Source organism: Aquiluna sp. (genome assembly GCF_965064355.1).
Genome location: NZ_CBCHRQ010000030.1, coordinates 1 through 15,032, shown reverse-complemented (window position 1 = coordinate 15,032; position 15,032 = coordinate 1). Strand labels below are relative to the sequence as shown.

15 protein-coding genes are annotated in these 15,032 nt (G+C 53.6%); 2 read left to right on the top strand and 13 right to left on the bottom strand.

The annotated features are described in order from the left end of the window. The 7 genes from AC128V_RS04075 to AC128V_RS04045 form a co-directional block, all read right to left on the bottom strand. The coding region (locus tag AC128V_RS04075) for a UDP-N-acetylmuramoyl-tripeptide--D-alanyl-D-alanine ligase (protein ID WP_482763408.1) at positions 1 to 887 on the bottom strand (887 nt) is incomplete at its 3' end. Further along, positions 884 to 2,302, bottom strand: coding sequence for a Mur ligase family protein (locus AC128V_RS04070; protein ID WP_482763407.1), 1,419 nt, complete (start codon positions 2,300 to 2,302; stop codon positions 884 to 886). The genes AC128V_RS04075 and AC128V_RS04070, both read right to left, overlap by 4 nt. Further along, entirely contained in the window at positions 2,280 to 4,058 is a 1,779-nt protein-coding gene (locus AC128V_RS04065) for a peptidoglycan D,D-transpeptidase FtsI family protein (protein WP_482763406.1), read from the bottom strand. The genes AC128V_RS04070 and AC128V_RS04065 overlap by 23 nt, the downstream gene beginning before the upstream one ends. A 6-nt stretch (positions 4,059 to 4,064) precedes the next feature. Beyond that, positions 4,065 to 4,583 carry a cell division protein FtsL gene (gene ftsL, locus AC128V_RS04060; protein ID WP_482763405.1) on the bottom strand — a complete coding sequence of 173 codons (519 nt, stop codon included), beginning with the start codon at positions 4,581 to 4,583 and terminating at the stop codon, positions 4,065 to 4,067. After that, entirely contained in the window at positions 4,583 to 5,539 is a 957-nt protein-coding gene (rsmH, locus tag AC128V_RS04055) for a 16S rRNA (cytosine(1402)-N(4))-methyltransferase RsmH (RefSeq protein WP_482763404.1), read from the bottom strand. Before rsmH ends, ftsL begins: the two co-directional genes overlap by 1 nt. A gap of 117 nt (positions 5,540 to 5,656) precedes the next feature. Continuing rightward, positions 5,657 to 6,088: a division/cell wall cluster transcriptional repressor MraZ gene (gene mraZ / locus AC128V_RS04050; protein WP_482763403.1), complete on the bottom strand. Its 432-nt coding sequence runs from the start codon at positions 6,086 to 6,088 to the stop codon at positions 5,657 to 5,659. Positions 6,089 to 6,229: 141 nt separating this feature from the next. Then, positions 6,230 to 6,574, bottom strand: a complete 345-nt coding sequence (locus tag AC128V_RS04045; RefSeq protein ID WP_482763402.1) for a DUF3040 domain-containing protein — start codon at positions 6,572 to 6,574, stop codon at positions 6,230 to 6,232. Between the two features lie 56 nt (positions 6,575 to 6,630). On the opposite strand from AC128V_RS04045, the gene AC128V_RS04040 reads away from it, so the two are divergent. Further along, positions 6,631 to 7,731: a polyprenyl synthetase family protein gene (locus tag AC128V_RS04040; protein WP_482763401.1), complete on the top strand. Its 1,101-nt coding sequence runs from the start codon at positions 6,631 to 6,633 to the stop codon at positions 7,729 to 7,731. A gap of 4 nt (positions 7,732 to 7,735) precedes the next feature. On the opposite strand, the gene AC128V_RS04035 is transcribed toward AC128V_RS04040, so the two are convergent. From AC128V_RS04035 to AC128V_RS04020, 4 genes are read right to left on the bottom strand one after another with little or no spacing between them, the layout of a single operon-like run. Next, entirely contained in the window at positions 7,736 to 8,074 is a 339-nt protein-coding gene (locus AC128V_RS04035; protein WP_482763400.1) for an Rv2175c family DNA-binding protein, read from the bottom strand. A 3-nt stretch (positions 8,075 to 8,077) separates the two neighbouring features. Beyond that, positions 8,078 to 9,418, bottom strand: coding sequence for a class II 3-deoxy-7-phosphoheptulonate synthase (locus tag AC128V_RS04030; protein WP_482763399.1), 1,341 nt, complete (start codon positions 9,416 to 9,418; stop codon positions 8,078 to 8,080). Positions 9,419 to 9,431: 13 nt separating this feature from the next. Beyond that, positions 9,432 to 10,118 carry a lysophospholipid acyltransferase family protein gene (locus AC128V_RS04025; RefSeq protein WP_482763398.1) on the bottom strand — a complete coding sequence of 229 codons (687 nt, stop codon included), beginning with the start codon at positions 10,116 to 10,118 and terminating at the stop codon, positions 9,432 to 9,434. 21 nt (positions 10,119 to 10,139) lie between these two features. After that, complete coding sequence (locus AC128V_RS04020; RefSeq protein ID WP_482763397.1) at positions 10,140 to 11,096, bottom strand: ROK family glucokinase; 957 nt, start codon at positions 11,094 to 11,096, stop codon at positions 10,140 to 10,142. 140 nt (positions 11,097 to 11,236) lie between these two features. Between AC128V_RS04020 and AC128V_RS04015 the strand changes: the two genes are divergently transcribed. Continuing rightward, positions 11,237 to 13,030 carry an AMP-dependent synthetase/ligase gene (locus tag AC128V_RS04015; RefSeq protein ID WP_482763396.1) on the top strand — a complete coding sequence of 598 codons (1,794 nt, stop codon included), beginning with the start codon at positions 11,237 to 11,239 and terminating at the stop codon, positions 13,028 to 13,030. Here the strand turns inward: AC128V_RS04015 and AC128V_RS04010 are convergent. Beyond that, positions 13,027 to 13,521, bottom strand: coding sequence for a peptide deformylase (locus tag AC128V_RS04010; protein WP_482763395.1), 495 nt, complete (start codon positions 13,519 to 13,521; stop codon positions 13,027 to 13,029). The two genes, AC128V_RS04015 and AC128V_RS04010, sit on opposite strands and share 4 nt — an antisense overlap. Positions 13,522 to 13,527: 6 nt before the next feature. After that, positions 13,528 to 15,032, bottom strand: a 1,505-nt coding sequence (locus AC128V_RS04005) for a biotin/lipoyl-containing protein (protein WP_482763394.1), incomplete at its 5' end; no start/stop codon positions are given.

Sequence of the window (15,032 nt, the reverse complement as noted above, 5' to 3'; positions counted from 1 at the left end):
ACCGCCAGCGCAGCGGAAACGTTCATCGCCTGGTGCTCCCCCAGCATTTTCAGGGTTAGTTCACTAACTTGACCGTCTGGGTAGGAGATAGCGAGCTTGGTGCCGCCAAGACTCAGATCCACCGACTTGATTTCGAAGTCGGCCTCTCTAGCAAAACCAAATCCGACACGCTTGACTCCTTGGTTTGGCTCGAAGCCTCGGACAATCGGGTCATCCTCGTTCAAGATCGCAACGCCTTGGATAAAAGGCATCATCTCGCGCTTGATTTGAGCTGTGACTTCGATTCCCCCAAATTCACCAACGTGCGCAAGACCCACCTTGAGCTCCACTCCGATATCCGGCAGGCACCAGCTCGCTAGGGCCTTGATAGAACCGACTCCGGCGGCACCAAGCTCCAAAACGAGGTATTTGGTGCTGGTTTGTAGTTTCAAGACCGTTAGCGGAAGTCCGACCTCATTGTTGAAAGAGTCTCTTGGAGCAACTGTTTCACCGACCCTGGAGAGAATCTCGCGAAGCATGTTCTTGGTTGAAGTCTTGCCATTTGAACCTGTGATGCCAACGACCTGAAGCCCGCCCTTGGCACGAACTTTGGCAAGGACATACTTTGCCAAATCTGTGAGTGCGACAACGGTGTCCTCAACTTGGATCTGCGCGATCTTTACAGAGGGGTTTGGAGTTGAAACCACCGCAAGGGCGGCAATATCAGCGACCTGCTCTAGGTAACGGTGTCCATCCTCGTGCTCACCTAATTTGGCAAAGAAAATGCCACCTTTTTCCAGTGACCGTGAATCGGTGTCAGCTCCACCTTGAACAACTAGATTTTCGTCACCCTGAACTACTTTTCCGTTTATCGCAGCAGCGATTTCGGCGAGGGTCAGTGCAATCATGACTCAACCGCCTCTTTCGCTAGCGCCCTTGCGTCAAATGGGACTTTCTGACCGGCAATCTCCCGATATGTGAGGTGCCCGGGACCACACCACAGCACAGCGGAGTCTTCGGTTGTTTCTGAAACTGCTCGCTTGATCGCCTGCGCTGGGTCTGGAATCTCCAAGATTCTGCCCGAACCCGAGTTAGACCCAGCTGCGGTGATCAAGGCGTGTCGAATACTTGCCGGATCTTCGTCCCTTGGGTGCTGATCGGTGATGATCAAAAGATCCGCATTCGATCCCGCAATACCCATTTGGCTGCGCTTGCCCTGGTCTCGATTTCCAGAGGCACCTAGCACCAAGGTAAGGGTTGGGTAACGCTGTTTCAACTCCATCACGGCGCTCTCCACCCCGGCAGGAGTGTGGGCATAGTCAACATAAACATGGGGCTTTGCTTGAGAAATCAGCTCTAAACGTCCTGGAACATAAAGCTTTGTTGAGCTAACCGCTGCCTCAAGTTCACTTGCGCTAAAACCGGCTTCGAGCAACATCACTAGCGCCAGAACCAAGTTCTTGGCCATCAGTGCTCCTTGCGAAAAGTGAACGCTGAGCTCGTGCTTGCCGGAAATCGTTAGCTGCTCAGCCTGGTAGCTATAGCTGTAATGCAGTCCTTTTCCAATGCCCACCGCTGGGATTTTGGAGGACTCTAAAAGCTGTCGGGCATAGTCATCCTGGACAAGAACAACGCCTTTTTTGGCGTATTTCTTTGTGAATAACGCTGCTTTGGCGGCTAGATACTGCTCCATGGTTGAAAAGTCATTTAGGTGATCGCGAGACAGATTGCTAAAACCCACAACCTCGAATGCCACACCATCTACTCGGTGTCGGATAAGCGCTTGGGCGGAGACCTCGATGGCTGCGTGGTGCGCGCCAGCTAATCGCATCTGCGCCAATAGGTCATGTAGCTCAGTGACCTCGGGTGAGGTGAGAGTGGCAGGAAGTTCAGCTTTTCCAACGATTCGACTGGTCGAAGCGCTCATACCAGCGGGTTTTCCTAAGCCCAACAAAAGCTGATGCAGATAGTTGGTGGTGGAAGTCTTACCGTTGGTTCCGGTGACCCCAAATAGCGTCATGCCAGATTCGGTGGTGCCATAAACCAGGTTGGAAATATCCCCCGCGATTGACTTTGGATCCGGGTGCACAAGGGATGCAACACCCGCTACTTCCCTATCGGACAAAACTGCCACAGCGCCGTTTGCCAGTGCCTGATCCAAAAAATCCAGACCGTGGTGCTTTAGCCCCTGGGTTGCAATGAATAGCGAACCTGGTCTACACAAATTCGAGGCCAGAGCGACTGAGTTGATCTCAACATCGTCACCGCTTCGAGAAAGACTGAATTTCTGAGCCAGGAGACTAGTTGCGAGGTTCGACTTCACCGTTGGATCCTGATGGTAGGTCTGGGGATTTCGTGGTGGATGGTGGCACGCGATAGGTCTTGAGAGCCTGCTGCATGATCGCTTTGAATGGGAAGGTCGCCTGAAGCGAGTTTGATACGCCAACTGCCTTGTAGATGGTGATGCCTACGATGAACTTTGGATTCTCCGCCGGAGCCAGACCATAGAAGGAAATCGCGAACTGTGATCCGTACCCAGAGCCGTCCTTGATCTGCGCGGTACCGGTTTTACCAGCAACGCGATAGCCATCTATCTGTGCATTTCGACCGACGCCACCAAACTCAACAACCTTTTCCATCAGGTTTAGGTTCAGCTTTGCGGTTTCTTTGGACACCACACGGGTGGCGTTCTGTTTTGGCTGATAAATGATTGAGCCATCATCGGCCGTGCAGTTCTCCACCAGAATCGGGTCTAGCCTGACGCCTTCGTTAGCCATCGCCTGGTAGGCGTAAGCCATCTGAATTCCAGTGACCGAAATACCTTGACCATAGGTCGTGGCGTAGTTGGTCATCTTGTCCCAGTCTTTGTAGTTGTGCAAGATTCCTGAGCTCTCACCCTCGAATCGAAGTGGGCTAACAGACCCAAAACCAAACTTTTGCAGGTAGTTGTATCTAGTTTCTTTGTCGATCTTGACTCCAAAGCTAGACATTCCGGTGTTGGAGGAATACCGAAGGACTCCTCCAAGGGTTAGGTTGAATGGCTCATGTCCAAAGCTGTCCTTGATCCAACCACCGGCAAAGTCAAGCTTCATGTAGTCAGGGGCTCTCACGGTGTCGTAAGCGTTAGCAGTCTTGGTGTCCAAGACCATGGCGGAGGTAAGCGCCTTCATGATCGAACCTGGTTCGAATGCTGCCTGGAAGATTTTTGAACCGCGGTTGTTGGCATCGGAGGCTGCCGGATCGTTTGGGTCAACCGATGGGGCTTCAGCAGCTGCCAAAAGTTTGCCCGTTTCAACTTCCACGACCACCGCTGATGCCCACTGCGCACCTAGGTTGTTCACGGTGTCAGCCAAAACTTGCTGAGCAAAGAACTGCAGGTTGGCATCTATCGCAAGGTTCAGGGTGCCGCCGTTTTGGGTTGGCTGGGTAGTGACGTTTGAGGTTGGAATGCGAACCCCTTCGGCACTTCGCTCAAAAGTTTCCTGGCCGTCAATACCCGCAAGGCAGGTGTTGTATTGACGCTCAAGCCCCGCTAGTGGTGCACCATCGGAACCGACAAAACCAATCACGTTTCCAGCAACTGCACCATTTGGATACAACCGGTCTGCAAATGCATCAAAGTAAATCCAAGGGATGCTCAGTTCCCTAATGGCGTTGTAGGTCTCGGCATCAACCTTTTTGGCCAAGCTCGAATACTCGCTATCTCCGGCGAGCAACAAAGTTAATTCCTGTGTGCTTAGTTCTATCAGCGGAGCAAGTTCTGCCACGATTTGCTCGACCGTGCGCTCGGTGCGAACGCCGTCAACAGTCTTAAAGACGCTACCGACATTCTTGGGTGCGGCATTCACGTCGTAGCGGAAGACGGTCCTTGCAAGCACCTGCCCAGAAGAATCGCGGATTTGACCCCTAAGGGCGGGAAGCGTTTGAGTAATTGAGCGCGAATTGAACGACTCTTCGCGAATCTCGGCGGCTCGAACAACCTGGAAATCAACTAGGCGAATTCCAAGACCAACAACCATAGCCACAAGAATTAGGGCAAATACACCGAGCCTGCGACTCAGTGATCGGTGCGTACCCATGGTGGCCTATCTGGTTGGTGAAGCTGGGATGAGACCCGACTCCAAAACTAGGCCAGAAAGGGCTGGTTTCTGCGTTTCGACACTCTCAGATACCGCAGCGCTGGCAACCGTTGCCGCGGTGAAATCAGAGACGGTTCCCATTGCAGAGTTGGCAACAAGGTTTGCGGAGACTACGACCGCATTTTCTGCGCTGGCAGGACGAGGCTTACCAAATACTCGGTCGTTCTCGATATCCAAAAGGACTGAAGCTGGGTTAGCGACCATACCTAGGCGGTTCGCGGCATCGGCCAGGTTCTGCGGGGATGCCAACGAGTCGACCTCTTCCTGAAGGATTTGAACCTCAGTGGCAAGGTCACGCTTTTCAAGCTTTAGCGAACGTAGGTGGTACGCGTCCTGGGTGAGGACCATGTTTAGTGCCAGCTGACCCAGTAGCAGGACGATGATGCCAACCACGATGATCAGACCGGCTGTCATATTTGGACGCAACTGCCTTGCCTGAGCCTGCGAAACCATGTAAACCGCCATTAGTTACCCTCCAGTTTTTCTGCAGCCCGAAGCCTTGCCGAAGCAGACCTTGGGTTTTTCTCCAGTTCCAATTCCGTGGCGCGCTCTACGCCACGGGTGATGATCTTCAAAACCGGTGCAGTGCCAGGCAATTCGACTGGCATGTCAACCGGAGTAGAACTTGTGGCGGCCGCTTGGAGGGCATCTTTGACAATCCCGTCCTCCAGGGAGTGGTAAGACATAACCACTAGTCGACCGCCAACAGCTAACGCGTCAATCGCCTGAGGCATGGCGTCTTCAAGGACACCCAGCTCATCGTTGACAGCAATTCTTAGGGCCTGGTAAATCCGCTTGGCTGGGTGGCCGTTGGTCTTACCGGGAGCAACCGGGACAACATCGATAACGATCTTGTTCAGCTGGGTTGAAGTTGTGATTGGAGTTACAGCACGCTCGCGAACTATGCGCCTAGCGATTGGTCCTGCGAAGCGCTCCTCGCCGTAGCGACGGAAAATTCGAGCTAGTTCGCTCTCATCCATGCTGGCTAGCAGGTCAGCCGCAGTTTTACCGCTGGTCTGATCCATGCGCATGTCTAGCTCTGCCTCTTGCGCATAAGAGAATCCACGCTCTGCAACATCAAGCTGCATTGAGCTGACGCCGAGGTCCATCAAGATTCCGTGGACCGCTGGAATCTCTAGTCGGTCCAAAATCGATTCGATCTCGTCGTAGACCGCAAGCACTGGGATAAAGCGCTCACCGAACTGCGCAAGGCGCTCAGAGGCAAGAGCAATCGCGCTTGGGTCGCGGTCGATTCCAATCACAGTCAAGGTTGGGTTTTGGGCCAATAGCGCTTCGGTGTGGCCGCCAAGCCCCAAAGTGCAGTCGATTGCCACCGGCTTGGAAACGCTAAAGCCTGGCTGCAATAGGTCAAGGCAGCGCTGAAGCATTACTGGGGAATGCAATTGGGAAGTTTGAATCATGAGAATCCCTTTTGTCCTGCCCTGCACCTTGGTCCTTGTCCGTTTGTGAGCTTGATTTTCACTTGTTCCGACTTCGGGGAAGAAGGCCGGTACACGGCCAAGGGCCAAGGTGCAGGGTTAGAACAACCCGGGGATCACCTCCTCCGCCTGTGAGGAGAAACTGTCTTCGTTGCGGGCTAGGTAGTCATTCCAGGTCTGGGCATCCCATATCTCGGCTCTTGCGCCAACACCGATAATGACCAACTCTTTGGAAAGGTTCGCGTAATCGCGAAGTAGCTGTGGCAGTAGCACTCGACCCTGCTTGTCTGGGGTCTCATCAGTTGCACCCGATAGGAAGACACGTAGGTAGCGACGAGCTTCCTCGTTGGTAACCGGTGCCTGGCGGATCTTCTCGTGCACGGATGCGAATTCTTTGGTGGAGAAGACATAGAGGCATCGCTCTTGGCCGCGGGTGATAACAACACCGTCACCAAGCTCATCGCGGAACTTGGCGGGAAGAATTAGGCGGCCCTTTTCGTCCAGCTTGGGCGTGTGAGTACCAAGTAGCACTTCGACCCCTTTCCCAAGCTGTTTCCTCCACTTTACTCCACTTTCCTCCACTTTGCATTAATTTGGCGTGTTTTATATCACGTTTTGGTCACTTTTTTTAAATGAAAAAACCCCGCGAAAGCGGGGTTAGGTCAGGTTTTGCTATTCGTTGCCGAAGCGTTGATTCCAACGATCCTCAAAGAAAGCTGTCTTTGGCTTGTCGCCTGCGGCTGGAAGTTCCGGAAGTCTGAAGTTTGCGCTGGCGATAACCAGCCCAATCACCATTACCAAGAATGCAACGACACCAAAAAATGCCACCTGTAGGGCAACGGCCAAGACTAAAAGTCCCAGGCCGGAGAGCAGAATCAACACGCCAAGCACTAGCTTCCCTGCCGACTGATTGGCACTGGTGGTGCTGGAGATGGTCTTAGCAAACTCGGCGTCTTGCGCCATAAGGTTGCGTTCCATCTCTTCGAGCAGTTTTTGCTCGCGCTCAGATAGTCCCATTGTGAACTCCAATCTTCCCTAATTGTAAACAGCGAAGCTCAGTTAGGCTATCCCCTATGTCTCAAGGTTTTCTACTAAATCTGGTCCAGCACCGTTTGGATGTGTATTGCGACCTCAAGCGTTCTGAGCTAACTGAGATCTCAGATGACTTAGTGCCCATCATCGACTACACCCAAGATCTACTTGCCGGCGGCAAGCGATTCCGCGCGCTGTTTGCCTTCTGGGCCTGGGCGGGCTACCAAGTGGTAGAGGTTGCCACCGAGAAACTGAGCGCTGAGACGCCTGTGGTTTCGGTGGCGGCCGCGCTGGAAATGTTCCACGCGGCAGCCCTGGTTCACGATGATCTACTGGATCAGTCCGATACACGCAGAGGGAAACCTGCGATCCACAAGCGTTTCGAGTCTTTGCACCAATCCAGCAGATTTGCTGGCAGCGCGGAGCGCTTTGGAGTTGCAGGTTCAGTACTTGTGGGCGACATGATGTTGTCTTGGTCATCGGAACTCTTCGGTGACGCCCTGCTGCACTCCCCCGGCGAAGTGATTGAAGCAGCCTGTCGAACCGAGTTCTCAAAGATGCGTTTTGAGGTTATGGCTGGTCAATACCTTGATGTCCTAGAGGAAAATGCCGCACCACTTCGTTCGAAGTCTGAGGCAGTGGCTCGAGCCAACAAGGTAATGCTCTATAAAACCGCCAAATACAGCCTTGAGGCACCACTGTTGATTGGCGCCGCCCTAGGCGGTGCTCACGAATCAGAGCTGAAGAGCCTGAGTAACTTTGGGATCCCGCTGGGTCTTGCATTCCAGCTCAGGGACGACATTCTTGGTGTTTTTGGCGACCCTCAGGTCACTGGAAAGCCGGCCGGCGATGACCTTCGCGAGGGTAAGCGAACTGTTTTGATTGGTCTGACCTTGGAAGCACTGCCGGTAAGCGTTGCGAACATCTTTGAAGAGCTGTTGGTTAGCGGAGATCTCGATATCGAGCAGATCGACTTCATGAGAAATGCCATTGTGGACTCCGGTGCCCTTGCCAAGACTGAAGCTTTGATTGAGCAGTACTCAGACAGGGCGATTGAAGCGCTAGCTGAGCTGGAAATCTCAGAGCAGGGTCGTAAAGAACTTGCGAATCTGACTGACGCGGTAATCAACCGCAGTAAGTAGGGCTTTAGCCCAGTGACTGGGCAGCTCTTCTAACCGGAGCCTTGTGCCCCTCAAGAAGTGCCGCAATCGGAGTTCTACCCAAGTGCTCGTTCTCGGCATAAATCCATTGAATAGCCTCGTCGAGAGTCAGGCTGCAGTCAAGTAACAGGAACAGGGTTCCTCGAATGCTTGAAAGCGGTTCACCGTTTTGAATTAGGTGAGCTGGAATCATTGGCTGCTTGTCGACTCGGACACTAAACAGCACGTGCTCCTCGATCAACCTTCTCACCTTGGATGCAGAGATACCTAGTTGTTCACCGGCCTGGTCAATGGTTAGCCAGCTATCGACACCTGGAAGTGACATCGACTATCTCCTCTGAGTTTGAACGAGCTGCTCGGCAACCAAGAAGGCTAGCTCGAGTGACTGCATGTGGTTTAGGCGAGGGTCGCAGACCGATTCGTAGCGCTGCGCCAAGGTAGCTTCGTCGATCATCTCAGAACCACCAAGGCACTCGGCGACATCGTCACCGGTTAGCTCAACGTGCAGGCCACCCGGGTGAGTGCCAAGGGAGCGGTGAACCTCAAAGAATCCCATGACCTCGTCCATGACGTCTTCAAATCGACGCGACTTGTAGCCGTTCTCGGTGGTGATGCCATTGCCGTGCATTGGGTCGGTGATCCACAGTGGCGTTGAGCCGGTTTCCTTGGCTGCCTGAATTAGCTTTGGTAGCTCTTCGCGAATCTTGCCGGCACCCATTCGAGAAATCAGGGTCAAGCGACCTGGCTCGCGGTTTGGGTCTAGTTTCTCGATGATCTTTTTTAGGTCATCAACCGAGGTGGTTGGTCCAAGCTTTACACCCAGTGGGTTTCTAACCCGAGAGAAGAAGTCAAGGTGTGCACCATCTAGCTGTCTGGTGCGCTCACCCACCCAGACGAAGTGACCTGAGGTCACATAGGGAGTGTCAGTTCGAGAGTCGATTCTGGTCATCGGACGCTCGTAATCAAACAGCAATCCCTCGTGAGAGACAAAGAACTCTGTGGCGCGAAGCTCCGCGGAATCAACGCCGCAAGCCTCCATGAACCTCATGGCGCGATCGATGTCACCGGCGATTGACTCGTACTGCTTGTTGGCAGGATTGTCGGTGAAGCCCTTGTTCCAAGCATGCACCTGACGAAGATCAGCAAATCCACCGGTGGTGAAGGCGCGGATCAAATTCAGGGTGCTGGAAGAGGTGTGGTACGCCTGCATTAGGCGTCTGGCGTCATTGCGACGAGACTCCTCGGTGAACTCATAGCCATTGACCGCGTCGCCGCGGTAGGCAGGGAGGGTTACGCCATCACGGGTTTCAAAATCAGAGGATCTTGGCTTTGCAAATTGCCCGGCCATGCGGCCCATTTTGATAACCGGTAGCGATGAGCCATACATCAAGACCACTGCCATCTGCAGCACGGTCTTGATTCGGTTACGAATGCGATCTGCGGTGGCATCAACAAAAGTCTCGGCACAGTCGCCGCCCTGCAATAGGAATGCCTCTCCCCTGGCTGCTTGCGCCAAGCGCTCCCGCAGGGTGTCTACCTCACCGGCGAACACCAAAGGTGGTTGAACCGAGAGTTCCTTCTTTACCTGCTCTAGCACCTGAGCATCGGCCCAGGTTGGCTGCTGCCTAGCCTCTAGCTTGAGGTAGTTGTCTAATCCAAAGTCTGTCAATCTGTTCCTTTAGCTATGCGGCCCGAGCAAGGCGGTTCTTTACGGTGGAGGCGTATACGTCTTCATACTCTTGATTGCTCAGCTGCATGATGTTGTAGACGATTAGATCGGTAACAGCGCGCAACACTGCGCGGTCTCCCTCCATGCCGGCAAATCGTGTGAAGTCCATTGGTTCACCAATAACTACTCCAACTCGGCGAATCTTTGGATATTTTGAACCAATTGGCTGCACCTTTTCGGTGTCAATCATGGCAACTGGAATAACTGGGACCTTGGCTTCTAGCACCATGCGAGCAATGCCGGTTCTGCCGCGGTAAAGCTTTGCATCGGGAGAACGAGTTCCCTCCGGGTAGATTCCAAGCAGTAAGCCTCGCTCCAAAACGCCAAGACCGGTGTTTAGCGAATCTTCGGATGCCTTGCCGCCAGAACGGTCAATCGGGAGCTGCCCGGTCGCCTTGAAGAACCAACGGATCAGCGCACCCTTTACACCCTTGCCGGTGAAGTAGTCGCTCTTAGCTAAGAAGGTAACTGGCCTTTTCACTTTGAGCGGCAAAAAGATTGAGTCAGAAAAAGATAGGTGATTGGACGCGAGGATTGCGCCACCAGCATTTGGGACGTTCTTAGAACCTTTGACCCAGGGACGGAACAAAATCTGCAGAATTGGGCCAAGAATGAAGTTCTTGATAATGAAATAAGCCAATTTGTGCTCCAGTCGCGATGCTTACAGCTTAGCGAGCGACTCGCGCGCTAGGTCGGCAGCTCCAATAACTCCAGCCTGATTCGTAAACTCGGCCGTCACAATCTTGGCCTCTGGCCTAAACCCTCGGGCTGGCAGATCCTGCAAAAAACCCTCTCGAATTGGTTCGAGAATCATCTCGCCGGCATCGGATAGCCCGCCACCGATGACATAGACCTGTGGGTCTAAAACCGCGGTCATGGTAGCCATAGCCTGGCCCAGGTACCTTCCGGCCTCGCGGAAGATGGAATAGACACCGGCGTCGCCTTCTAACAGTGCTTGGTAAACCTGTGCACCGGTCAATTCCCCGACCTCGGCCTTGAGTTCCCGCAGTCTCTGTCCTGCGGGGCCGGCACTGGCAGCAAGCTTCTTTGCGGCCTTTAGTACCGCTGTCCCGGAGGAGTACTGCTCGACGCAGCCCTTACGACCGCAGCCGCACTGCTTCCCGTCTTGGACAACTCGAACGTGACCTAGCTCGCCAGCAATTCCAAAACCACCGCGGCGAAGCTTGTAGTCAGCAACCACTGCCCCACCGACTCCGGTGCCTAGGGTTAGCATCGCCATGTCTTTGGTGCCGCGCCCGGCTCCAAATTTGTATTCAGCCCAACCTGCAGCGTTGGCATCGTTTTCAATCACCAGCGGAACATCCAGGTGACCCTGGAGGCGGTCACGAAATGGCTCATTGCGCCATTTCAAATTTGGGGAGTACAAGATTATGGACTGACTTGCATCAATGAACCCGGCAGCAGCCACACCGACTCCGACGATCTCGGAGGTGGTATTAGCCATGACGTCCTTGATTACGTTGACGACAGTAGTAACCATGAGATCTGGATCCTGGGCGGGTGATGGCACCTTGGTTTCGTAAAGAATCTGGCCATGCTCATCTACCAGAGCACCAAGAATCTTGGTGCCACCGATGTCGATACCGACCGAGAGCATTTGTTCCTCACAGATTGACGAAGCTAAATTTTAGCGCTTTGTCGGAAGGTTACAAAAAATCAGGAAAATAGTTACAAAGGTTGTAGCTCGCACACTCAAAGTGGCGATTAGAGTATTTGAAACTCGAATGGGAGAAAACAATGACGTTTTACGATGTGCCGCTGTTGGTGGAATCAAACCCGCAGGAAAATGCCACAGATCTATTGCTTCAGCGGGTAGCCAAGAACCCAAAGCACCCACTTTTTTCAAGACAGAACCCAGACAAGAGCTGGCGTGATGTCACCGCTGGTGACTTCCTAGCCGAAGTAAGCACTTTGGGTAAGGGATTGATTGCCGCTGGCATAAAGCCTGGACAGGCCGTGGCCATCATGTCCAAGACCCGCTACGAGTGGTCGATGATCGACTTTGCGATCTGGTTTGCCGGTGCTGTAACCGTCCCTATCTACGAGTCAAGCTCCCCGTCACAGATCGAGTGGATCCTTTCAGACTCAGATGCTGTCGCTTTGTTTATTGAGAACGAGGAGCACCAGTCACGTGTTGACCAGATTCGCTCTAACACTCCTAGGGTTACCCAGGTTTGGAAGATCGATTCTGCAGACTTCACCAAGCTGCACCAGTCCGGCGAGACCGTCGCGGACGAGGTCTTAGAAACCGCACGCACCAATGCATCGCTAGGCGACTTGGCAACCATCGTGTACACCTCTGGTACCACTGGCAACCCAAAGGGCTGTGAGCTAACTCACCGCTCACTGGTTGACCACTGCAAGAACGCAGCGGCAGAGCTTCCTGAAATTGCCAACGACAAGCAGCACTCACTGATTTTCTTGCCAATGGCTCACATCTTGGCTCGTTACGTATCGGTGCTTTGCATCTACTCCGGCATCAGAGTTGGTCACCTAGGTGACACCAAGCTGGTTGGCGAAGTGCTTCCAGTATTCAAGCCGACCTTCCTGCTTGCGGTGCCTCGTGTATTCGAGAAGGTTTACAACGGTGCAGAGCTAAAGGCCGAAGCTGCCGGCAAGGGCAAGATCTTCCGCGCTGCCGCAGAGACTGCTATCGAATACAGCAAGGCTCTTGATGCTAAGGGTGGACCGTCACTTGGTCTGAAGGTCAAGCACGGGCTGTTTGACAAGCTGGTTTACTCCAAGCTCCGCGCTGCCATGGGTGGTGGGGTCAAGTACGCCATCTCCGGAGGAGCGCCACTGGGTGCTCGCCTGGGTCACTTCTTCCGCGGCATCGGGCTAATCGTTCTTGAGGGTTATGGCCTAACCGAGACTGCAGCCGCTGCGGTCATTGGTCGCGTCAGCTGGCAGAAGATCGGCAAGGTAGGCCGAGCCCTTCCTGGCACCGGCATCAAGATTGCCGATGACGGTGAAATTTGGCTTCGCGGCATCAACATGATGCGCGGATACTGGCGCAATGAGAGTGCTACTCGTGAGGCATTCTCGGAAGACTGGTTCCGCACCGGAGACATTGGTGAGTTAGACGAAGATGGCTTCTTGACGATTACTGGTCGTAAAAAGGAGATCTTGGTCACCGCAGGTGGTAAGAACGTAGCTCCGGCTCCGATCGAAGACCCAATCCGCGCTCACCCACTGGTGGGCCAGGTTGTTGTGATTGGTGATGCAAAGCCATTCATCTCCGCTTTGATTTCCTTGGACCCAGAGATGGTTCCAGTTTGGACCGCAAACAACGGCATCGCTGAGAAGTTGACCCTTGCCGAGGCTGCCAAGCACCCAAGGATTCGCGAAGAAATTGCTGGTGCAATTGCCGTTGTGAACAAGAAGTTCTCAACTGCTGAGCAGATAAAGGAGTTTGAGATCCTGGATGTTGAGCTAACCGAAGCATCTGGTCACCTAACTCCATCGCTAAAGATCAAGCGACCAAAGGTTATGTCTGACTTCGCCCTGCACGTAGACAGAATCTACGGCTAGGGAAGAAACCAGGTCTGTTGACGCAGGTTGGCGAAAGCCAACCTGCGTTCTTCTTTTTCTAGTCGATCTAAATACAAGAGTCCTTTGAGGTGATCACACTCGTGCTGGAGAGCTTGGGCCATAAGCCCCTGACCTGAAACCTCAATTTGACTACCGTCCAGCTGGTAGCCGCGGGCAGTGGCCTTTGGATACCTTGGAGTCATATGCCAAAGTCCTGGGACCGAGAGGCAGCCCTCTTCTAGAAGTTCTATCTCGCCCTCTACCTTCACGATTTCGGGATTGATTAGGTAACCGATGTTGCCGTCGACGTTATAGGAGAAAGCAGAAAGACCAACGCCAATCTGGGTTGCTGCAACTCCCGCACGACCGGGAAGGGCTGTGGTGTCGAGTAGGTCCTGAATCAGCCCTTTGACTGAATCAAAATCATTGATTTCGGTGGTTGGTGATTTCAGAACTGGATCACCAAATAGTCGAATTTCCCTTACTGCCACCGCAACCTACTCGATGACCGCGATTAGGTCTCCGCCTTCAACCGGGGTTGGACCTGCAACGCCTAGTCGAACCACGCGACCTGCAATAGGAGCCGCAATATTGGCTTCCATCTTCATCGCTTCGATACTTGCAATCGGCTGGCCGACCAGAACGGTGTCACCGATAACAACCTTGGGCGTTACAACTCCGGTGAATGGCGCGGCAGCGTGACCAGGCTGGTTTGGATCAGCTTTTTCAGCACTGGCAACTGCAACTTGAATGCTGTGGTCGCGAACGGTGATTGGCCTGAGCTGACCATTTAGCTTTGCCATGACAGAGCGGAAGCCCTTCAGATCTGCCTCACCGATTGCCTCAAGGCCTACAAACAGTTGTATTCCCTTGCGAAGTTCAACTACGTGTTCAATATCTGACTCGAGGCCGTACAGATAATCCAGGGTCGCGAGCTTGTCCAGCTGGCCATAGAGGTTAGTGGTGCGCTGGAAGTCCTTGGTAGGGCCTGGGAACAGCAGTCGGTTCAGGGTGCTACGAACCTCGGTGTGGTTCTTGGAGTTCAGTTTTAGCAAGTCCTCCGCAGGAACCGGAGTAATTGAGATGTCTACGCTTCGACCGCTGAGCACTTTGGATCTAAATGGCTCTGGCCAGCCGCCTGGAAGGTCTCCAAGTTCCCCAGCCATAAATCCAACGACACTCTGCGGGATGTCGTAGTTCTGAGGGTTTTGCTCAAAGTCCTTAGGGTCCGCCGCTACCGCAACCAGGTGCAGAGCTAGGTCACCGACGACCTTGGAGGAAGGGGTCACCTTTGGTGGTCGTCCCAAGATTCGGTTTGCCTCGGCATACATCTCTTCGACTAGCTCAAAGCGGTCGCCTAGCCCGAGCGCAATTGCCTGTTGACGAAGGTTAGATAGCTGACCACCCGGAATCTCGTGTCGGTAAACGCGACCGGTTGGTCCTGGAAGGCCAGACTCAAATGGTGCGTAAACCCTGCGGACCGCTTCCCAGTAAGGCTCAAGGTCAGTTACCTTGTCCAGGCCGATCTTGGTGTCACGCTTTGTAAATGCCAGCGCTGCCACAAGTGCCGAAGCCGAAGGCTGGCTAGTGGTTCCAGCCATCGGTGCGCTGGCAACGTCTACTGCATCCACCCCAGCCTCAATTGCGGCTAGCAGCGTGGCCAACTGGCCACCTGCGGTGTCGTGAGTGTGGAGGTGAACCGGCAGGTCAAAACGCTCTCTGAGAGCCGTAACCAAAATCTTGGCGGCTTCAGGTCGCAAAAGACCCGCCATGTCCTTGATTGCCAAAACGTGAGCACCCGCAGCGACGATCTTGTCCGCAAGTTCAAGGTAGTAATCCAGGGTGTAAAGCGTCTCAGCAGGATCGCTTAGGTTTCCGGTGTAGCTCATGGCAACCTCAGCCAAAGCAGTTCCGGTGTCTCTAACCGCGGTAATTGCAGGCAGCATTTGGTCGACATCGTTTAGAGCATCAAAGATGCGGAAGATGTCAACACCAGTTCTGG